Annotated in this window: 14 protein-coding genes, 1 tRNA gene and 1 other RNA gene; 8 read left to right on the top strand and 8 right to left on the bottom strand. The window is 69.4% G+C overall.

Translation table 11 applies throughout. The annotated features are described in order from the left end of the window. Nucleotides 1–30 precede the first annotated feature (30 nt). Complete coding sequence (locus IU448_RS12980) at nt 31–1,578, top strand: wax ester/triacylglycerol synthase domain-containing protein (RefSeq protein WP_195055779.1); 1,548 nt, start codon at nt 31–33, stop codon at nt 1,576–1,578. 417 nt (nt 1,579–1,995) lie between these two features. Here the strand turns inward: IU448_RS12980 and IU448_RS12975 are convergent, their stop codons facing one another. After that, a complete protein-coding gene (locus IU448_RS12975) occupies nt 1,996–2,733 on the bottom strand; it encodes a hypothetical protein (RefSeq protein WP_195055778.1) in 738 nt (245 codons plus the stop codon). A 156-nt stretch (nt 2,734–2,889) separates the two neighbouring features. Here IU448_RS12975 and IU448_RS12970 point away from each other — a divergent pair. The 3 genes from IU448_RS12970 (at nt 2,890) to IU448_RS12960 (ending at nt 4,801) form a co-directional block, all read left to right on the top strand. Further along, nucleotides 2,890–2,975 (top strand) — tRNA-Ser (locus tag IU448_RS12970). Nucleotides 2,976–3,107: 132 nt separating this feature from the next. Continuing rightward, nucleotides 3,108–3,202, top strand: an RNA gene (ffs, locus tag IU448_RS12965) — signal recognition particle sRNA small type. Nucleotides 3,203–3,514: 312 nt separating this feature from the next. Then, nucleotides 3,515–4,801: an aminotransferase class I/II-fold pyridoxal phosphate-dependent enzyme gene (locus IU448_RS12960; protein ID WP_195055777.1), complete on the top strand. Its 1,287-nt coding sequence runs from the start codon at nt 3,515–3,517 to the stop codon at nt 4,799–4,801. A 4-nt stretch (nt 4,802–4,805) separates the two neighbouring features. On the opposite strand, the gene IU448_RS12955 is transcribed toward IU448_RS12960, so the two are convergent. Beyond that, nucleotides 4,806–5,612 (bottom strand): methyltransferase domain-containing protein, encoded by an 807-nt coding sequence (locus tag IU448_RS12955; RefSeq protein ID WP_195055776.1) that lies wholly within the window; start codon nt 5,610–5,612, stop codon nt 4,806–4,808. 125 nt (nt 5,613–5,737) lie between these two features. On the opposite strand from IU448_RS12955, the gene IU448_RS12950 reads away from it, so the two are divergent. Further along, nucleotides 5,738–6,310 carry an HhH-GPD-type base excision DNA repair protein gene (locus tag IU448_RS12950; RefSeq protein WP_195055775.1) on the top strand — a complete coding sequence of 191 codons (573 nt, stop codon included), beginning with the start codon at nt 5,738–5,740 and terminating at the stop codon, nt 6,308–6,310. Between the two features lie 12 nt (nt 6,311–6,322). Here IU448_RS12950 and IU448_RS12945 read toward each other — a convergent pair whose 3' ends face one another. The 3 genes from IU448_RS12945 to IU448_RS12935 all read right to left on the bottom strand — a co-directional run bounded on the left by IU448_RS12945 (nt 6,323) and on the right by IU448_RS12935 (nt 9,323). After that, a complete protein-coding gene (locus tag IU448_RS12945) occupies nt 6,323–7,039 on the bottom strand; it encodes an ESX secretion-associated protein EspG (RefSeq protein ID WP_195055774.1) in 717 nt (238 codons plus the stop codon). Then, nucleotides 7,039–8,844 (bottom strand): WXG100 family type VII secretion target, encoded by a 1,806-nt coding sequence (locus IU448_RS12940; protein ID WP_195055773.1) that lies wholly within the window; start codon nt 8,842–8,844, stop codon nt 7,039–7,041. The genes IU448_RS12945 and IU448_RS12940 overlap by 1 nt, the downstream gene beginning before the upstream one ends. 89 nt (nt 8,845–8,933) lie before the next feature. Beyond that, nucleotides 8,934–9,323, bottom strand: a complete 390-nt coding sequence (locus IU448_RS12935) for a hypothetical protein (RefSeq protein ID WP_195055772.1) — start codon at nt 9,321–9,323, stop codon at nt 8,934–8,936. Between the two features lie 663 nt (nt 9,324–9,986). On the opposite strand from IU448_RS12935, the gene IU448_RS12930 reads away from it, so the two are divergent. Further along, the gene (locus IU448_RS12930) at nt 9,987–11,267 is read left to right on the top strand and encodes an ROK family protein (protein WP_195055771.1); all 1,281 of its coding nucleotides are present in this window, start codon (nt 9,987–9,989) and stop codon (nt 11,265–11,267) included. A 126-nt stretch (nt 11,268–11,393) separates the two neighbouring features. On the opposite strand, the gene IU448_RS12925 is transcribed toward IU448_RS12930, so the two are convergent. After that, nucleotides 11,394–12,992 carry a DUF2207 family protein gene (locus IU448_RS12925; protein WP_195055770.1) on the bottom strand — a complete coding sequence of 533 codons (1,599 nt, stop codon included), beginning with the start codon at nt 12,990–12,992 and terminating at the stop codon, nt 11,394–11,396. A 401-nt stretch (nt 12,993–13,393) separates the two neighbouring features. Between IU448_RS12925 and IU448_RS12920 the strand changes: the two genes are divergently transcribed. Continuing rightward, complete coding sequence (locus IU448_RS12920) at nt 13,394–14,224, top strand: neutral zinc metallopeptidase (protein WP_228813043.1); 831 nt, start codon at nt 13,394–13,396, stop codon at nt 14,222–14,224. 1 nt (nt 14,225) lies between these two features. Here the strand turns inward: IU448_RS12920 and IU448_RS12915 are convergent, their stop codons facing one another. Together IU448_RS12915 and IU448_RS12910 are read right to left on the bottom strand one after the other, a co-directional pair. Next, nucleotides 14,226–14,921 (bottom strand): TetR/AcrR family transcriptional regulator, encoded by a 696-nt coding sequence (locus tag IU448_RS12915; RefSeq protein WP_195055769.1) that lies wholly within the window; start codon nt 14,919–14,921, stop codon nt 14,226–14,228. Continuing rightward, entirely contained in the window at nt 14,918–17,266 is a 2,349-nt protein-coding gene (locus tag IU448_RS12910; RefSeq protein WP_195055768.1) for an MMPL family transporter, read from the bottom strand. The genes IU448_RS12915 and IU448_RS12910 overlap by 4 nt, the downstream gene beginning before the upstream one ends. A 117-nt stretch (nt 17,267–17,383) precedes the next feature. Here IU448_RS12910 and IU448_RS28915 point away from each other — a divergent pair, with 117 nt between their 5' ends. Continuing rightward, a complete protein-coding gene (locus IU448_RS28915; RefSeq protein WP_324188581.1) occupies nt 17,384–20,467 on the top strand; it encodes a DNA polymerase III subunit gamma and tau in 3,084 nt (1,027 codons plus the stop codon). The last annotated feature ends 98 nt before the right edge of the window (nt 20,468–20,565 follow it).

Here is a 20,565-nt window from a genome sequence, read left to right as displayed (position 1 = left end):
AGCGAACGCGGTGGCAGCTAGGGTCGGGCGGTGATCTCGCTGGCAGCCCCGGACGCCACCATGTACTGGCTGTCCCGGCGTACCCGCAACGACCAGTTCCTCCTCTACTGCTTCACGGAGTCCGGCCGGACGGACAACGCATTACGCGCCGAAATACTGCAACGCTGCGCCGCCGTCCCGGAACTGCGGCTGCGCCTACACGACGACCCCACGGGCCTGGCCTATCCGAGGTGGATACCCGCCGAGCCCGCGGCAGCGCAGATCGAACAGCACCGGCTCCCCGCGCCGCACTGGCCGGAACTACTCGCCGCAGTCGGCCGGCTGACCGGCACGGGCGTGGACGCGCGGGAGTCACCCTGGCGATTGCATATCTTCCGTGAGGTCCGCGACGGACCGGTATGCGGTTCACCGGCGACAGTGGTCGTGCTGCAGATATCGCATGCACTGGCCGACGGTCGCGGCGCTTCGCGGATCGCGCGGGCACTGTTCACCGAACCCACCCCGCCGGAGGCCGGGTCCGCGTCGCCCGGGGCTGAGCCGGTGGGAGAGACCCCTCCGCCCGGAACGGCGCCGGCGGAGTGCCGGCCTGTATCCGCCGCGGGCGAGCCGGAATCGAAGGGTGGTCGATCCGCGCGACCCGCGTCTGCGAAACAGGCACTCGGGCCCCCGGGCGCGGATGAATTCGCGCCGGTGCCCCGCATCGGTGGGTTGCCGGCGGACCGGGGTGCCAGGTCGCCGGGCATTCCAGCGGTTCCTCTCGCATCGCTGCGCGCCGCCGTGACGCTGCCCGTGGGTATTGCCCGTACGGTTCGACGCGGTATGGCCGCCGCCCGGGCGCGCAACGAACTCGCGGCGCTCACCACGGCGGGCCGGGTGCCGCCGCCCGGGACCGGATATCCGCCGGGGCCGCTCAACGGTCCCGCCGAGGTGACCGGGCATGCCGTGCGGTTACTGGTGTGCCCGGCCGACGATTTCCGTGTTCCCGGACTCAGCGTCACCGTGGTGGGTCTGACGGTGGTATCGATCGCGGTCGAGCGGTACCTGCGGGCGTACGGTGCGCAGGTCACCCGGCTGGGGGCGCAGGTGCCGATGGCGCTGCCGCCGCGTCGCGGGGTCCGGAACAACTATCGCAGTCTCGGCGTGGACCTCGCCGCCGGCGAACAGGACCCACGGCGCCGGGCTGCCCTGATCGCGGCGGAACTGACTGCTCGCCGCGAGCGCGCCCGGCATCCGCTGCTCGATGCGCAGGACGCCGTCGATGCGGTATTGCCGCCGCTCCTGTTGCGCCGGGACGTACGCGATTATCCGATCGACAGCATCCCTGAGCAGGTCACCGGGCATACCGTGGTCTCCAGCGTGAACCGGGGACCGGCGGATCTGCGGTTCGGCGGCGCACCGGTACGGTTCACCGGCGGCTTCCCGGCGCTCGGGTCGGTGATGCATCTCACCCACGGGATCCACGGACTGGGCCAGACCGTCACCCTCTCGGTGCACGCCGACCCCGGTGTCGTCGATCCGGATGTCTATGCCGGCCACCTACGAGACGCCCTGCGTGAACTGCCTCGGCTACGCGACTGACGGAATCTGCTGGAGGCACTGTCCGGAGTCGGTCTCATTCGTCACGCGTCCGGTGGAACCACTCCGACGACCGGCCTCGTGTAGACGGCACCGATGCCCAGCCGATTTCGCGGGCGGCGCCGAGCCGAGGCCGGGGCCGCCCAGGTCCTGGTGCCCGGGTTCGTCACGGGGTTTTCCGGCGAGTGGCGCGATCTTCCCCCGGCGGCGTCGGGCGGTCGAAGCAGCGGGCCGACGGCCTTGCGATCCGGATCCGATGCAGATTTTCGGGATCGTGGTGGCGAACCCGACCGCCCGTGCTCGGTGATCGCCCCAGCCGGCACCGCCCGAGGCCCGGCCGTATACCGGCGCAACGGCCGATGCCGGATCGGCCGCGGGCGTTCTCGCGCGACGGCGACGCGCATAGGGCCTGCCGATAGGTCAGTTCGGGTCGATGCCCAGCTCTTCGCGGGTGGCGATGATGAGGTCGCGTTCGGCGACGCGTACCTCGCCCAGCATCTGGGTTTTGTGGTCGCGGGCCGCCCGGATCTCCTCCGGCGGTGCGTCCTGCAGTTTCTTACGCTGCAGGGTGAGCGCGGACAGCAGTACGTCGGAGAGCGTATCGGCCAGCCGGCGCCACTGTTTGTAGTGCGGATCCGAGCCGACCAGCCGCAGCACATTGGCCCGATCCGAGCCGGCTTCCAAGTCGTGGATCAGATCGCCGATCAGCTCGTCGGTCCAGTCCTCGTCGCGGCGCAGGGCCTGGCAGATCCGGCTGGACATGCCCAGCGAATCGGCCACGGCGCCGGTGACGGCATCCCGTCGCCAGTGCTCGCTTGCCTGGACCAAGGCCACGGCGTGGGCGGATTCGACCTGGTGGTGGGCGGCGTCGAGCTGGAGCCGGGCGGTATCGGCCTGCTGCTGTGCGCTGACGGTCTGGTGCTGGGACGCGACGGACAGTGTCCGCTGGGCCCGCTCGTCGGCGGCGGCGATCGCATCCCGGTTCGTCCGATTGTTGACCAGTACGGCGATAACCGCCGCACCACCGAGCGCGAGCGAACCGAGCAGCGGCAGCCACGACTGCCACCAGGCCGGGGAACTCTGAACGATCTCGATCACCTGGGGATCCACGGCGCCCATAATGGCACCGTCGTCGCGGTCGGGCGCGACGGCCGTCACAATTGAGTGCTCAGCGGGGCTGAATCATTGGATATCTTGCGGGGTAAAGTGTTTCGTGCTATGGACGCCGGGTTGTCGCGGTGGCGGACCGCTCGCGCCGGCCGGAATGAGCGGGCGTTTTCACGATGCGCCGGGGTGGCGGGTATGCTGCTCGGCGGAGGATTCGCCTAGTGGCCTATGGCGCTCGCCTGGAACGCGGGTTGGGTTAACAGCCCTCGCGGGTTCGAATCCCGCATCCTCCGCAGTCGGCCCCGCGGTGGAGCATTCCACCGGCGGGGCCGTTTTCTGTTCCGGCCCCCTGCGCGCCGGCGGTCTCGTGCTCCCCGCGGTGCGGCCCCGGCTGCGCGGTGCCCGCGGGTGCGGCTACACTGGCCCACGGATCCCGCGCGGCGCGCATCCTGTGAACTCCCCCAGGGCCGGAAGGCAGCAAGGGTCAACGGGCTCTGCCGGGTGCGCGGGGTCCCCTTATTCGCCCGGTGCCGACCGGCCGTACCGGAGAAACCCGCGCGATGATATTTCCCGTCGGCGTTCCTGAAACACCGGAAGTGGCGGATCGGCGACGCGTCCACGTTCGCCACCGCCGCGGGCTCGATCCCCGCCCACCACGGTGAGCGCGGCGTTCCCGCTGCGATACCGCGACCCCGGCGCAGCGTGGATCAACCGAGAATCCCAACACCTCCCGGCCGTCGTGGACGTCCGGGTAACGTGGCTCGGGGCGGCCCGCCACCAGCGGCCGTCCGCAAGTGCATTCACTCCCAGGTCGTTGGAAAGGCTGTCCAGGATGCCCCGGCAAACCCAGATCGGTTTGATGAGTCCCGAGGAACTCGCCGCCGAGCACGAACTCCAGTCCGCGAACTACGCGACACTGCAGGCCGCTGCGCTCACCCTCGATCTGACCAGGGGAAAGCCTTCGCCGGAACAACTCGCGCTCTCCTCGGCAATGCTCTCGCTGCCCGGCGACGGCGATTTCCGGGACGGCACCGGTACCGACTGCCGTAACTACGGTGGTCTGCACGGGCTTCCGGAACTACGTGCCATCTTCGGCGAACTGCTCGGTATCGGCGTCGACAATCTGATCGCCGGTAACAATGCCAGCCTCGAACTGATGCATGACACCATCGCCTACGCCACCCTGTACGGCCTGCCCGATTCGCCGCGCCGGTGGGCCGACGAACCGGTGGTGAAGTTCCTGTGCCCCAGCCCCGGCTACGACCGCCATTTCGCGATCACCGAAGCGCTGGGCTTCGAGATGATCACGGTCCCGATGGGACCCAACGGGCCCGATACCCGGATGATCGCCGAACTGCTGGCCGCCGACCCGCAGATCAAGGGTTTGTGGGCGGTGCCCAACTACTCCAACCCGACCGGTGTGGTCTTCTCCGAAGAGGTCGTGCGGGAACTGGTTTCGATGCCGGCCGCGGCGCCCGATTTCCGGTTGTTCTGGGACAACGCCTACGCCGTGCATCCGCTCACCGATACCGCCGCGCCGGTGCTGGATGTGCTCGGGCTCGCCGCGGCGGCGGGAAACCCGCACCGGCCCTTGGTTTTCGCCTCCACCTCGAAGATCACCTTCGCCGGTTCGGGGGTGAGCTTTTTCGGCGCATCGACCGAGAACCTGAACTGGTACCTGGGCCATGCGTCGAAGAAGAGCATCGGCCCGGACAAGATCAACCAGCTGCGTCATCTGCGGTTCTTCAGCGATGCCGCCGGGGTTCGGGCCCATATGCAGAAGCATCGCGCCATCTTGGAACCGAAGTTCGCGCTGGTGCTTCGGATCCTCGAGGAACGCCTCGGCTCGTCCAAGGTCGCCTCGTGGACCGAGCCGAAAGGCGGTTATTTCGTCAGCCTCGATGTGCTGGAGGGCACCGCGGCCCGGGTCATCGAACTGGCGAAGAACGCCGGTATCGCGCTGACTGCCGCCGGGTCGGCTTTCCCGTACAAGAAGGACCCGGACGACAAGAACATCCGGATCGCCCCCAGCTTCCCGGCGCTGCCGGAGCTGGAACAGGCCATGGACGGATTGGCGACCTGCGTGCTGCTGGCAGCGACCGAGAAACTGCTGAAGTAGGGGGCTAGGCCGGTTTGCGGGCGTGCACGGCGAACATCGTCACCGAGAGGTGGATATCGCCGCTCGCGGCGCCCGCGGCCAGGTCGGCCAGCAACTGTTCACGTTCGGCCTCGGTGATCACCCGGCGCGCCACCGCCATGGCGGAGATCCTGCTGACCAGCGCGCCGGCGCCCACCGACCGCTCCTGGACCAGCGCATGCGACCCGGTGCCCTCGATCTCCAGGCCCGCGGCGGTGAGCAAACCCTGCAATCGGCGGCCCGAATAGGGATTGGTGGTCGCCGATATCAGCGTGTCGACGACCTCGCGCACCACCCGGGTGTTGCCGGGGTGCACGATCGCCGAACCCCAGTCGGCATCCATCACCACCGCCCGACCGCCCGGCCGCAGGACCCGGGCGATCTCGCGGGCAGCGCGCCCGGGTGCGGTGAGGTGCTGGAAGACACGTTCGCACAGGACGGCGTCGAAGGTATCGGGGCCGAACGGCACACCGTAGGCGTCGCCGGAGTAGAAGGTCGCGGTCGAATGTGCTTCGGCCGACCGGCGTTCGGCGGCGGCCAGCAGGTGCGGGTCGGGTTCCACCCCGGCGGCGAAACCGGTGGGGCCGACCGCCGCCGCGAAGGCGATCACCTCGGAGCCGGTGCCGGAGCCGATATCCACGGCCCGCTCACCTGGTTGCAGCGCGAGTGCCTGGTGCGCCCAGTCCCGCAACCGGTCGAGTCCGGGGAGCGTCGCCTGTAGGTCGCGGATATCGACCAGCTGATCCTGGCCGGCGGCATCGAATCGGTCGGGGCGTAACCCGAAACTGTCCATGGGTCCGTGTCCATCCAGTGTGGTGGGTGGGTGTATCGCCGTGTGTGGCATCTGGTGAGCCTAACTCGGTGCCGTGGGATGATCGCTGGTAGTCCGGAGCATGAGCGCAGTGAGGAGAGCAGTCCATGGCCAAGTTGTGTCTCGCGCAGGAACCCGAGGCGGACCGGCTGTTGTCGGAGAGTTCGCTGGCGCTGCTGATCGGGATGCTGCTCGACCAGCAGTACCCGCTCGAACACGCTTTCCGCGGTCCGAAGAAGATCGCCGACCGGATGGACGGCCTGGATATCCATGCGATCGCGGCGGCGGATCAGGCCGAATTCGAGGACATGGCGGCGACCCCGCCCGCCATTCACCGCTACGGCCGGTCCATGGCCCGGCGGATCCAGGATCTGGCCCGCTATGTGATCGAACATTACGACGGTGATGTGGCGGCGATCTGGACCGCCGGCGATCCGGACGGCAAAGAGGTGCTGCGTCGGCTGAAGGCGCTGCCGGGGTACGGCGACCAGAAGGCCCGGATTTTTCTCGCCCTCCTGGGCAAACAGCTCGATATCCGGCCGTCCGGCTGGGAGGCGGCGGCCGGTGACTACGCCGAGCCGGGATCGCGGCGTTCGGCAGCCGATATCGTCGATGGGGAGACCTTGCTCGAGGTCCGCGCCTTCAAGAAGAAGATGAAGGCCGCGGCCAAACAGAAATGAACGCTGCGCCGATCAGCGCAGGCGTGCGAGCCGGGTGAGTTCGGCGGCCAGACCGGCATCGCCGACCGGGGTGAGCGACAGGTCGGCACCCGCGGCCAGCAGGTAGCGCCCGTCGCCGGTGAAATCCAGCCAGGTGCGATGGATCGGTGGCGGCGACATCGGATTCTCCGGCGCGATCGTGATGGTGAAGAAACCGCGGGCGTCGATCGGCCGGTGCAGCGCTTCCCGCAGCCGGCGCGCCCGGATCTCCGCGGGGCCGGGAGCGCCGGGGCCCTGCTCCGGGCAGAGCACCGTGGCACGGGGTTCGCGCATCGCGGGCAGGCGCCCGGCCCGGGCCGTGCCGAGGGTGGCGACCAGGTGTTTGCCGACGGTCCGGGCATGGCAGGCGATCAGGGTGATCTCCCCGTTCCGCGCGCGCACCAGTGCGCCCCAGTTGCCGAATCCGACCGCGACCGCGAGTACGGGATCGCCGCGATTGCCCGTTCCGTCGAAATCGTCCCCGAATACGGTCACCCGTGTGACATCGGTCCGGGCGAGGAATCGCAGAGTTCCGGTGAGATCGGGATCGCCGTTGGGCGGAAAGCGGTGTTCCAGCTCCAACGCCGACCGGGCGCTCTCGGTGGCGGCGGTGGCGCGCGGGGCGAGATCGATGGGGTGGGGCCGCCGGTCGAGTCCTGTCTCGGTCTGCCAGATGTAGCTGAACTCGTCCGGCGTGAACACCCATTCCATCAGCGGCTCCCGCCACCCGGGTCGATGCGTTCGGCTCGTTCCGCATCGGTGTATTCGCCGAGGACCGGGGGCACCTTGGGATCGGTCGCGGTCAATTCCTCGTTCCGTGCCTGTAGATAGCCGGGGCTGGTCCGCTCGGATCCGGCCGGGCGGGCCGGGGGTGCGCCACCGGCGGAGGACAGGGGCACACCGGCGGGCATCAGACGCGGCGGCCGTTGCCCCGGATGTTCGTCTCGTTCCGTTCCGGACCTGTCCGGCACTGTTCCCGCGGGGCCGAGGGCTTCCCGGTCGACGCGCTGTGGCGGACGGGCCACCGCGTCGGTATGGCCCGCCGGGGGCCGGGCGGTGGCCTGCTCGGGGAACGCCGGTGCAGACCGCTGCTGAGGAGTATTGGTCACCGGTGGGTGCCCGGGACCGGAAACGTTGCCGGGTGGGCTGCTGTTCCCCGGAGCGGAGACCCCACCACCCGTCACGCCGGGCGACGGGGTTGGAACAGGGCCGGACGGGGCCGGGCCCGGGGCCGCCGGGATCGAGGGGAGAGTGCCGCCGACCGGACCGGCCGGCGGGCGCGGCGCGGGATCGGTGGCAGCCGGGCCACCGACCGGGCCTACCCCGCGATCGACCGGTGCCGCGGCAGGCTGTATCGCAGGGTCCGCGTGGGCGGGTCGAGTGTCCGGCACCGACCCGGCCGCGGGTGCCGTAGCGTTCCCGTACTGTGATGTCTCGGATTCCGAAGCATTCGCCGGGCGCGGAGATTCGCCTGGTGATGCTGCGGAGTCGCCTGGTGAACCCGAGGCGTCGCCTGGTGATTCCGCGGTGTCGTCCGGTGGAGCGGTGTCGTCTGGTGATCCCGAGGCGTCGCCTGGTGAACCCGAGGCGTCGTCCGGTGATTCCGCGGTGTCGTCCGGTGAAGCGGTGCCGCCCGGTGATACCTCTTCCGTCGGTTTATCCGGCGATTGCGTCTCCACTGCACCCGGGGTCTGCGGGGGTGCCGGATTGTTGCCGAGCAGTGGTTGCGGCTCCGCGCCGGGCAGACCGGGCGCGCCGGCAGGGAGAGTATCCTCCTCGCCGTTCGAAGCCGGGGATCCCGGCGAATCGGTCTGCGATGATTCGGGTTCCGTGCCCGCGGTTGTCCCGGGGCGTGATCCGGCGGTGCCCCCGGGCTCTGTATTCGGTGGCGCCGTGGTTTCACGTGGGCCCGGACCCCCCGAACCACCCGGCTGTTGCGGCGCCGCGGCGACCACGACGGGGAACCGGGGAACGCTGTCGCCGCTCGCCGCGATGGTCGGGTTGTAACCGAAGGTCATGGCGTCCTGGGCGGCTGCCGTAGCTGTGGCCGCCGCGGCGTTGTATGCCGTGCGGCGCGGTGCTCCCGTTGCTGCTTCGACGGCGGGGTCCGGATCCGGCCGGTACGGTTGCGGCGGTGGTGGGATGGCCGCCCGGACCGATTCGGCGGCGTCGGAATTCGCCGTCATGAGCCGGCGGAGCACCCGGCAGACTCCGGCCGTATCGCTGCCGGCGAGTACCAGCGCGGTCGCGGCATGCGCGGCGGCGGCCGCCGCGCTACCGGACCATTCGCCGGACAGCCGGCCGATTGCGCGGGCGTGGTCGTCGAACGCCGATTCCAAGGTGTCGGCGGCGTGACCCCACGCATCGGCTGCCCGGAGTAGCTCGGCCGGGGCCAGCCGTTCGTGGGCGAGGTCCCAGATCTGTTGATGGGTATAGGCATCGAACACTTCACGATCCGGTACGTAGGCCGGATCGGTGCCGGTATCGGTCGTACCGGCCTGCCCCTGATATGTCACGGTCGGCCCCCTTGCCTGTCGGCCCGTGGCCGCGGGATATGCGGTACGGACCGGATGGTTTCAATTAGCTTGCACCCCTGCGTATTTCGTCATGATGCCGTATCCCACGGGGTATCCGCCAGCGCAGCGGCCAGAGCGGCGCTGTTCGCCGCGTCGGCCTCCTCGAACAGAGCCGCAGCGGCCAGGTAGGCCGCCTTGTGCCGGAGGGTGGCCTGCTCGAATGCGTCGAGTACCTCGAGGTATTGCCGGCCCTTCGCGCCGAATCCCGCTGCGAGCGCGCGGCCCGAGGGTAGATCCGGGAACCCGGTTACGTGGGTGAGGTCCGCGGCGCCGGTTCTGGCCTGTTGCACTCGTTCCACGAGCCGATCGCAGGAGGAGGCGAGTTCCCGGGCGACATCCGCCGACATATGGAATTCTCCCGCCCGCGCGGCTTCGTACAACCGAATCCCCGCTTGCTGCCCCAGATCTGGTACGGACATCGCCTTCCCCCTTCGGACTCCCCGCCTCGTGGTCGGAGCATAGCAGCGGAAAAGATCCCGGACCAGGGGCGATGTATGCGGTGCGGGGAAAGTCACCGAGTTCGGGTGACTCCGGTCCGCGTATGCGCGCCGATCCCCCGTACGGCCGGGAACGGTATTCTCCGCATAATTCCGGACAATTACTCGATATCGATCCCGGACGATAATTCTCCGGCAATTTGCGGGAAATGATTTCGGGTGCGGCGTCCGCGATTCACCACGTGTTCGCGGTCGCCGGGCACGACGACTGGTTCGGCCTCTCGAACAGGCATCCGTCTCGAATGCTTTTCGTTGCCGGTCCGGGCGGACCGCGTGTTGGCGCGCTTCGGGGAATCGCCGGAGAATGCGGCCCCGAGCTGGGGAAACGCCCGGACTTGGGGTGCGCCGCGGACGAACCTCTTGGTGTGGCGCCGTACCCGGTGTTAATTTATTTGTTATGTCTACCAGCGGCACCGCACCGAAGCCGGTCACATATGTGACCGCAGCGCTCGGTCTGCGCTTGCCGCTCACCCGCGAGTTGTGTTGCTCCCGCCGCCGCGGTTGAGCGATTCCGATCCACTCGCCGCCTCGCTGCAGCATTTGTAGGCATATACCGGCGCCGGCCGGAATAATCGAGGAAATCATATGGCTGTCCGCACCGCCGAACGCATCGCGTCGCAGGCTTCCACCACCCGTACCCGCGCTCCCCGCCCCGTGGTCCCCCCGGACCTGCGGATCTCCGATAATCCCGCCGCCGCCGTGCTGCGGTCGGCCACTACCGGGCCGGTGTTCCGGGACAACACCGCCCGCGTCACCGGGTTGAGTATCGCGACCGTCAATCGGCAAGTGTCCGCGCTGCTCACCGCCGGGCTGCTGCGCGAACGTGCCGACCTCACCGCCTCCGGCGCGGTGGGCCGGCCGCGCGTCCCGTTCGAGGTGGATATCGACAACTTCGGCACGCTGGGCGTTCATATCGGCTCCACCTCCACTCGTATCGTGGTCGCCGACCTTCGTGGGCGTATCCTCGGTGGTCTCACCATCGCCACTCCGCAAACAGGCCAGGAATTCGCGGTCAAGACCGTGGCGCACAGTGCGAAATCCTTTCTGCAGCGCTGGTATCGGCGCACCCCGCTGTGGGTCGGGGTGGCGATCGGTGGCCGGGTCGACCCGGGTACCGGTGTGGTCGACCATCCGAAGCTCGGCTGGCGAGAGGCCCCGGTAGGGGCGGTGTTCAGCGAGGTGCTCGGCCTTCCGATCTCGGTGGCGCCGCATGTCGAGGCGATGGCGGCCGCGGAGTTGTTGTTACCCGGCGTGCAGCCGGATCCGGCGGACGTTCCCGAGCCGGCGCACGTGCACGGGAGCAGCCTGTACTTCTACGTCCGTGAAACAGCGGGGATCTCGGTGACGCTGGACGGTCGTGTGCACACCCCGAGCAACGGCCCGGGTTCGATCGCGCATCTGCCGACCGGATCGGAGGTCGAATGCCAATGCGGCCGGCGCGGCTGCCTGGAGGCCACCGTCGGTGATCGCGCGCTGCACGCACGCGCGGTGGGCCGCGGAATCGTTCCCGCCCACAACGGAAAAGCCAGCTCGACCATCGGTGATCTCTATCGTGCCGCGGTGGGTGGTTCGGAACCGGCCCGCGAACTGCTCGCCGACCGCGCCACCGTGCTCGGGCGGACCGTCGCCCTGGTGCGGGATATGCTCAACCCGGACCGGGTGGTGCTCGGCGGACAGGCATTCACCACCTATCGCCCCGGCCTGGCGCATGTGGCGCGATCGTTCAACGAGGCGACCGTGCTGCCGCCCACCGATATCCGTGTCACCGGCTACTCGTCGAAGGTGCAGGAGTTCGCGGCCGTGGTCACTTCGCTGAGCGCCCTCTACGCCGACCCCGTCGCCGCGCTGCGCCGTAGCCAGGCTTGACCGTGAAACGCAGCGTGCAAGCCCGGCCGCGTAGCGGACGGCTCCCCTCGGTGAAGCAGCGGGCGTCTGCACTTCGTCTGCAGGTGGCGGCGCGCCGGCGTGCGGACCAAGGGCCGGCTCCGCACCTCAGCGGGCCGAGAGCACACCCTCCACCGCGGTGATGAAATAGGGGAAATGGCCCGCGAACCGGTGCAGATCACGGTCGCCCTCGAAACCGCCGAACCAGTACAGGCCCGGATCGTCGTCGGCGGAGGGGTCGATATCGCGGAACGTGCGCACCCAGTTGTCGGCGCGGCTCCAGACGATCATGTAGGGCAGGCCGCGGGAGAACACCAGTTCCCGGTCGCCGGCGGGGATCTGCGCACTGTTCACCTGTTCCAGGCCCTGCTGCAGTCCGCGGACCTGGCCGGTGAGCGTACGCCCGTAGGCGGTGCGGGCCGGCAGGAAACGCTGGACCGCGAGCAATCCGGCGCCGGCGACTGCGATGGCGACCCCTACCAGCGCGTGGCCGGAAAGCAGCGCGGCGGCGACGGTCACTCCGGCGCCGAGCACGATCAGGGCTGCGCCGAGCCAGAGCGGTACGCGGCGGCGGCCGGGGTCGATGAACGCGCCGCGTTCGACCGCGTCGGTGAGCATCGTCCGGCGCAGCGGCTCGGCCGGCAACCGGCCCGGGGCAGCCAGATCGGCGACCGTGACCTCGTCGGTGCCCGCTGGAAGCAGGGCGTCGTAAACCGCTCGCTCGTACGGCCGCAATTGTTCGTCGGCCGGGTTGACCCGGACCATCCGCCACTGGGTTTCACCGATGCGGCCGATCCAGAGGTAGTTGCGCACCGCCAGATCGACGACGGTGGCGGCGATATCGGTGGTGTCGGCGTTCCCGTCGAGCAGTACTCCTGCTTCACCGGGCAGGATGCCCGCGGGGGAGCTGAACTGGGTGCGGCCCTCGGCATGGGCCAGCGGCGGTATCGGTTCGGCGGCGCCGGTCTGCCGGCGTGCCCAGAGGAGGTAGCCGGCGAGCGCGGCCGCGGCGGCCAGCAGGAGCGCGAAGGCGATGATTACCGGACCGGTGATTGCGAACGGTGAGCTACCGGGTCCGCTGATATCGGCGTTCGACGGCACGGTGCCGGGCGGTATCTGCAGGGTCAGATCCACCGATTCGCCCTTGTGCAGGTTCGTCTGGTCCAGGTACAGCACCCCGTCCGGTTCGATGTGGACCTCGGCGCAGGGCCGGGTGTTGCCGATGGGGCCCAGCAGGCATTCCACGATGCCCATTTCGAAACTGGGACTGATCAGTGTCGCGTGGATTTCGGCGATATCGACGTTGAGCACCCCGAACCAGCGGAACACCTGGCTGCCCTCGGCATCGCTGACCGTGTTCTGCACCGAGTAACGGAAAGTCGATTCGCCCGGCCCCGCCTCGATGGTGAACAGGTCATCGGCCACCTCCGCGGTGCCGGGGCCGGTCGTTTCGATATCGGTGACCGCGAACCGGCGTTCGGAATCCTCGCTGATCTGCACCCGCAGCGGTAGGGACATGGTGAATTGTTCGCCGGGCGGCACGGCCACCCGCTCGGTCACTTCGAGGACGCCTTCACGACTCAGGGTCATATCCACGTTCAGAATCACCCCGGCGGGCTCCTGCGCCCGGGCGGTGGGCATGAACAGGGCGAGCAATCCGGTCAGTGCGAGTAGTAGCGCCGCGGCGCCCCCCCGAGAAGTGAGCATGGTTCGTAACCTTAGACAGCTTGCTATCCTGCGTCAGCGGCTGTTGGTGTTCCGAATATTCGAGAGGGACCGGGGGAGTGACTCGACCACCTTATGAACGTGGACCGGTTCCTCCTGGTAGACAGCCGATTCCACCACACGGTCGACCGCCCTACGGTCCTCCGCCCGGACGGCCGCGGCAGCCACCGTCGCACGGTGCCCGCCCGGGATACCCGGCCGCACGGGGCTATCCGCCGCAGCGTCCCGGCTATCCGCCGCGGCCCGGCCCGCCGCCGCAGCGCGGTCCCATACCCGGTTATCGGCCGATCGTGGCCCCGCCGATGCCGCCGCCCGTTCCGCAACGGCCGCCGCGTGGCGGCCGGGCCGGACCTAGGCGCGGCGGCGGCCGGACGCTCGCGATCTTGCTGGCGGTCGTCGCGATCGTGGTGGCGGCACTGGTTCGGGGAGCGCTGGATTCGGACGGGCTGAGCGTGCTCGGCCCGCAACCCGACCGCGGTTACGACTCCGGCGAGACAGGGCCTGCCGAGACCGGAACCAATCCGTTGCTCGTCGACACCGACGCGACCCTCGTTCCCGCCGATTGCCCCTACACCGAGTGGTCGACCGATGAGGAGACGGCTCGCGCCTTTTTCCGGAGTGCCGAAAAATGCCTGGAGGCGGCATGGCAGCCGGTTCTGGAAGCCGCGGGACTGCCCTTCGAGCCGCCGACTGTGGAGGTCTCTGCCACCACCGAGGGCATCTCCACTCCCTGCACCGGCTCGACCAGCAACTTCGCCGCCTTCTACTGCCCCGCGAATCGCACCGTCTACATGCCGATCAGCCAGCTGCAAACCGATTACTACGGCGACAACTGGGTGGTCTACCTGTCGGTGTTCGCGCACGAGTACGGCCACCACATCCAGAACCTGTCCGGCATCCTGCTCGCGGCCAACAGCGAACGTGTCGATGTGGGGGTGCAGAGCCCGGACGGGCTGGAACTGTCGCGCCGGGTCGAACTACAGGCCAACTGTTTCGATGGCATGTATCTGGCTTCCTCGGCAGACGGCGGTTCGCTGACCGGCGAGCAGATGTCGCAGGCGCGGACCGACGCCGACAACCGTGGTGATCAGCGCGGCGATATGCGCGATCACGGCACACCGGAGAACGGCGGGCGCTGGTTCGGACTGGGTGTCGAACACAACCGGACGGCCCAGTGCAATACCTTCACCGCGCCGGACGATGCGGTGAGCTGAATCAGTCCCGGGCTGTTCCGGTTCCGCGCACGCGGTTCCGCAATTGCGTGAGCCAGTCCGTCATATCCGCTGGGGACGCCTGCGGGCCGATCAATTCCGTGACGACGTGTCCAGCGCAGGCCGCATCCAGCACGCGGGCGGCCACGGCCATCGGATCGCCCCACGGCAGAAACGGTTTCGCCAGCAGCAGTGAGGCGATACCGTGCGCGGTCGCCCATAGTTCGAGGACGATCGGGGTGGGGTCACCGCGGTCGATCAACCCGTCGGCCATGGCTTCCTCGAGCGTGGTCGCGAAAAATCGGAAGGCGCCACTGGTGAGGACGAGATCCACCGCGCCGTGCGTGGGCGTGGGGATGGTGGCCAGCCGGTACTGCTCGGGATGGTCCAGGGCGAAGCGGACATAGGCGAGACCGAGTCGGCGCAACCGTAGCGCCGGGGGGTCGGCCGGGTCCACCGCGGCCTGCATGGCGATATTCAACGCCTCGAAAACCTCGGCCACCGCCGCTTCGATCAGCGCGTCCTTATCGGCGAAATGCCGGTAGATCGACGGGGCGCTGACCCCCACCATCCCCGCGACAGCGCGGATCGAGACCGCTTCCACACTGCCCTTCCGTTCGAGCAGTTCCCGGGTCGCGGCGATGATTTCCGCGCGTAAGCGGCCACCGTGCCCGCGCGGTGACCGCGGCCGCCCGGTCATACCCGCACCGGTGGTTCGGCGGCCGGTCGGACCTCGGTTTCTTCAGCGAGGCCGATCCGGTGGTGCAGGCGGGCCAGCGGTTTCGGCGCCCACCAGTTGAGCGGACCCATCAACCGCATCAGCGCCGGCACCAGGAGTGCCCGGATGATGGTGGCGTCGGCCAGCACCGTCAATGTCAGCCCCAATCCCATCAGCTGGATGAACGAAACCTGTGAGGTGGCCAATGCGCCGATCACGATGGCCATCAACACGGCGGCGGCGGTGAAGATCCGGCCGGTGCGGGCCACCCCGACGGCGACGGAAGCGGTGTTGTCTTCCGCCGCGAAGTCGCTGCCGGTGCGATGGGCCCTGCGTGCGCGGGTCAGGCCCGAAGGCGGTAGCGAAGCGTCACCACGCAGGGCTCCCGCTCGCGCGCGATAGGCACTGCGCCGCAGCCATTCTTCCCGGATCCGGGACAGCAGGAAAACCTCGTAGTCCATGGACAGGCCGAAGGCCAGGCAGAACATGAGGATCGGCATGGTCGGCACCAGATAGCCGACGGCGGTGAACCCGAGCAGGCCCTCGAGGTGGCCGTCCTGGAATATCCACACCATGGCGCCGAATGCCGCGGTCAGTGAAAGGGTGTTCAGCAGCAATGCTTTCAACGGCAGGATCACGCTGCCGGTGAACAGGAACAGTACGACGAAAGTTGCCAGGACGATGAGGATCGCCGCCAGGGGAAGCCGGTCGGCGAGTGCATCGAGGGAATCCTCGTTCATCGCGGCGGCGCCGGAGAACAGCGGGGCCGCCGGGGCCGGCACTGCCCGCAGTTGCGTCAGTTGATCGCCGCCGGCGGGGGAGAACGGGTCGAGGGAGGTGTTCACGGTCAGATAGGTTCCGGTGTCGTTGACCATCCCCGGCGGGGTGGGCGCGAGCCGGTTGCCGGAGACGTACACACCCGCGCTGGACAACACTCCCGTGACATCGTCGACCTCGGACAACCGGGCAGCGTAGGCGCCGATGCCCTGTTCGTCCCGGTAGCCGTCCAACACGATCGTGGTGTTGCCGCCCGGATCGGCCCGTGGGAATTCCGCGCGTACCTCGTCGCCGACCTGCCGGCTGGCGGCTGTCTCCGGGAGCACCCGCTCGTCGGGGTAGCCGAACTTCACGGACAGGAATGGAGATCCCAGCGCCAGCAGTAGCGCCACGATCACCACGGATACCGGGACGGCGAATCGCATCACCCGCAGGACCAGCCGGTACCAGCCCGTCTGTTCCGGCACCATGGCACCCAGCGGCGCCGGCTCGCGTCCGAACAAGCGCAGCAGCGGTGCGCGCAGGTCCAGCGCGTTCACCCGGTGCCCGAGCAGAACGAGCGCCGCCGGCAGCACGATCACCGAGGCCGCCGCCGCGGCCACCACGACCGCCACTCCCGAGTAGGCGAACGAGCGCAGGAAGTACAGGTCGAACACCAGCATCGCCGAAAGCGACAGCGCCACGGTGAGGGCGGAGAACAGCACGGTGCGCCCGGCTGTCTGCAAGGCGCGCACGGTCGCGGCACGGGGGTCCAGGCCGCCGGCGAGTTCCTCCCGGAACCGGCTCACGATGAACAGGCTGTAGTCGATCGCCAGTGCCAGCCCGAGTGCGGTGGTGAGGTTCATCGCGTAGATGGATACATCGGTGAACAGTGTGAACAGCCGCAGGATCGCCAGGGTGGCGGCGATTGCGAACAAGCCGACCAATAGGGGCAGCGACGCCGCGATCAGGCTGCCGAACACCAGAACCAGCACGATCAGGGTCAGCGGTATGGCCGCAGCCTCGGCGACCGCCAGATCGTGGGTGATCTGCTCGTTGACCTCGTGGAAGGTCGCGGCCGCGCCGCCCGCCCGGACCGTGACCCCGTCGATTGTCCCGGTCACCTGGGCATTGAGCTCGCCCGCGGCTTCCTGCATCTGGGTTTCGTCACCGTCGAGGTGCACCGCTATCAGTCCGGATTTCCCGTCGGTGCTGCGTAGGGCCGCGGCTACCGCGGGCGAGGGCGCGGTCCAGTACGACTGGACGCTGGTGGTGCCGGGGTGCGCGCGGACCGTATCGACGGTCGCCTGCGCCCGGGCCCGTACGGTTGGCGAATCAACGCCCTGCGCCGAATCGACCAGCAGGATGTAGTTGGGTGCGGCGCCTTCGAAATTGTCCGCGAGCAATTCCCCGGCCTGCGTCGATTCGGCGTCCGAGGAGACGAAGCCACCCGATTTGAGGCCCGATGCGGCGGTGGCGCCGAAGACGGCGCACAGCAGTGCGACGGCCAGTGCGCCGACGAGTATCGCCCGCGGAAATCTCGTAACGAGTTGTGCGATGCGGATCAACATGAGCTGGGCCCCCGACTCGATAGGTTAATGGCGTTAGCGTAACGCTGTTAACTCATGGATGGAAGGACCTCGAAGGGCCCGGCCGCATACGTCGTAGGTCCGTCCTAGACTCTCCGCGTGGCTCTGTACCGGAAGTACCGACCGGCAACGTTCGCTGACGTAGTGGGCCAGGAGCATGTCACCGATCCGCTGTGTACTGCGCTCGATACCGGTCGGATCAGTCATGCGTACCTGTTCTCCGGTCCGCGTGGTTGCGGGAAGACCTCGTCCGCCCGGATCCTGGCGCGATCGCTGAACTGTGTGGACGGCCCCACCTCGACCCCGTGCGGTACCTGCGCGTCCTGTGTCTCCCTCGCTCCGGGCGGTGGCGGGAACCTCGATGTGATCGAACTGGACGCGGCGAGCCACGGCGGTGTGGACGACACCCGCGAACTGCGTGATCGCGCGTTCTATGCGCCCGCCGAGTCCCGCTACCGCGTGTTCATCGTGGACGAGGCGCATATGGTCACCACCGCGGGATTCAACGCGCTGCTCAAGATCGTCGAGGAACCACCGGCGCATCTGATCTTCGTATTCGCCACCACCGAGCCCGAGAAGGTGCTGCCGACCATTCGGTCGCGCACCCATCACTACCCGTTCCGGCTGCTGCCGCCCGCCACGATGCGGGGTCTGCTCGGCGATATCTGCGCGCAGGAGCACGTGCCGGTGGAGGAGGCGGTGTATCCGCTGGTCATCCGGGCCGGCGGGGGTTCCCCGCGGGATAGTCTGAGCGTTCTCGACCAGTTGCTCGCGGGCGCCGGTAGTGACGGCGTCACCTATGCGCGCGCCGTCGCACTGCTGGGGGTGACCGATGTGGCGTTGATCGACGACGCGATCGACGCGCTGGCGGCCGGCGACGGTGCCGCGCTGTTCGGCACGGTGGACCGGGTGATGGAGGCCGGGCACGACCCGCGTCGTTTCGCGGTGGATCTACTCGAACGGCTGCGCGACCTGATCCTGATGCAGGCCGTACCGGATGCCACCGAGCGCGGTCTGGTCGCGGCCCCCGGCGATCTGCTGGACCGGATGCGTGCGCAGGCCGCCCGTCTGGGTCCTGCGACGCTCACCCGATGCGCCGAACTCCTGCATGCCGGTCTGGGTGAGATGCGTGGTGCCACCGCGCCGCGGTTACTGCTCGAAGTCGTATGTTCGCGCATGCTGCTGCCCGCCGCCGATACCTCCGCCGCCGCGACCCTGCAGCGGCTGGAACAGCTGGAGCGGCGGGTGTCTTCGGGGGCTGCGGTGGCCCCGGCCGACGCTGCCGCGGCGCCTTCGGGCGGTGTGCCGCCGGCCCCCGCCCGGCCGGCTGCGGACCCGTCCCGCCGGCGCGGGGCCGAGGCCCTGGCTGCGCTGCGCGAATCCAAGGCCCACACATCCGGCGCGTCCGCCGCCGGCACCTCGCCGAGCGCCCATACTGCGGGCCCTTCTCCGCGGCAGGCGGAATCCGATCCTCGGCACGAAACAACCGCTGCGGCGCAGGAGTCGGCCGATGCGCCGGCCGGGAGTGAACCTCGCCCGGCGCCGGCGGCCGGTCCGCCCCCGGACCGATCGCGGCCGACGGGTGCGCTGGGGGTCGATAGTGCCGAATCCGGCAGCTCCGGACTGTCGCAAGGCGTTTCGGAAGCCGGGGACAACAGCCCGGCAGCCGGCCCGGGCGACGCGGGCAGTGCGGATACACGGGCGGCGACCGGTGTGGACAACGGAACTCGTTCGCCCGGAGAAGCCGGCCCGGGCACCCGCGCTGTCGCGCAGGCAGCGCCGGACGAGCGGAACCGTTCGAGTGCCGGTGCCGGTGCGGAAAACCGGCAGGGAGCCCGGGCGTCCGCTGATGATCGTGATCGTGCACCGGCGAGCGAGCAGACGGCGGCCGCGGGGCCGCGGGCGTGCACCGGCGAGCAGGATCATCGGCCCGCCGGAGCCGGCGAGGAAGGTCGCGCGGGTGAGCAGGCCGCGACGGCCGGCGGTGACCGTACGGGTATCGGATCCGATGCGGACGTTCAGGCGGCGACTCCCGGCAGTGACCGCATGGACAGTGGGTCCGAGGCGGGCGTTCGAGCGTCTGCTGGTGACCGGAATCGTCCGGCGGCGGGTACCGGCGCACATGATCGTCCGCTGTCCCACGTAGCGTCCGGCGACCATGTGGATCCCGGCGTAGCCGAGCGGAACCGCCCGGGGGCGCCGGCGTCCGGTGGGGTGGGCGATCGAGAAGGTGCGGCAACGGGCGCAGACGCGGACCGGCCCGCGGCGGATGACGCCCAACCGCGCGCTGCCGGATCGACCGGGCCCGGCCGGCCCGCGGGTGTGGAATCCGACGCCGAGTTGCTGGCGGCCGTGGAGGCCGCCTGGGCCGATATCAAGGTGAAGGTCCGGGAATTCGGGCCGACCATCGGCGCCATGCTCACCTCGGGCGCATCGGTCGCCGGGGTCGAGCAGGGCGAGATCGTTCTCGCCCACCATGCGGCGCTGGTACAGCGGTTGTCGCAGCCGCAGCCGATGGGGGCGGTCCGGTCGGCGGTCGCGGCGGTGCTCGGGCACGAACGTCCGGTGCGGTGGGTGGTCGCCGGTCAGCAGGTCTCGCGTGGGCCCGGCGGCCGGGAACGCGGCGGGCGGCGGTCCGGCGATTCCGATTCCGGCGATTCCGAAGCGGGACGTCGAGGCGGGCCGCGTCGCACGTGGAACGCCCGGCCCGGAGCCGGTGACGGCGATACCGGCCCGGGCGAGTCCCGCGGCCCGGAGGCCGCCGGGCCCGCGGTAGCAACACAAGCTGGAACCGGCAGCGGTGAGGGCGGGCCGAACCGGGCGGTGGGGGCGTCCGGCCGGCGGGCCGCGGCCCCCCGATTCTCCCGGCCCAGCCAGGCCCGGGGCGCCGGTGCGGCCGCCGGTGACCCCGGCGCGGCAGGGGCCGGGAATTCGGGCCCGGCCGCGGGCGGGAATCCCTATGACGACATACCGCCGCCCGACTATCCGGACCTCCCGGACGACCCCGGTCCCGACGATTACGGTTACGGATCCGGTGCTGTTCCGCCCTCTACTCCGGAAGAGGAGCAGGAGATGCTTGCCGATGCCGCGCAGCCGGTCGATCCGGCGCAGCGGCGCGATCCGGACGAGGTCGCTCTGGAATTGCTGGCGAGTGAGCTGGGCGCCACCCCGTTGAATGGTTGACAAGCACCGCTTCGACCACGTTAAGTTAACCGGAGTTCGCATCCGGCGGTACTATGGGCGGGTGGCTGCGGACTTCCGCGAGGCAAGGTTCTATGGTG

Source organism: Nocardia flavorosea (assembly GCF_015477805.1).
In the GTDB taxonomy this organism is placed as follows: domain Bacteria; phylum Actinomycetota; class Actinomycetes; order Mycobacteriales; family Mycobacteriaceae; genus Nocardia; species Nocardia flavorosea_A.
Note: the sequence above shows the minus strand (reverse complement) of the source record. Positions and strands in the feature narration are given on the sequence as shown.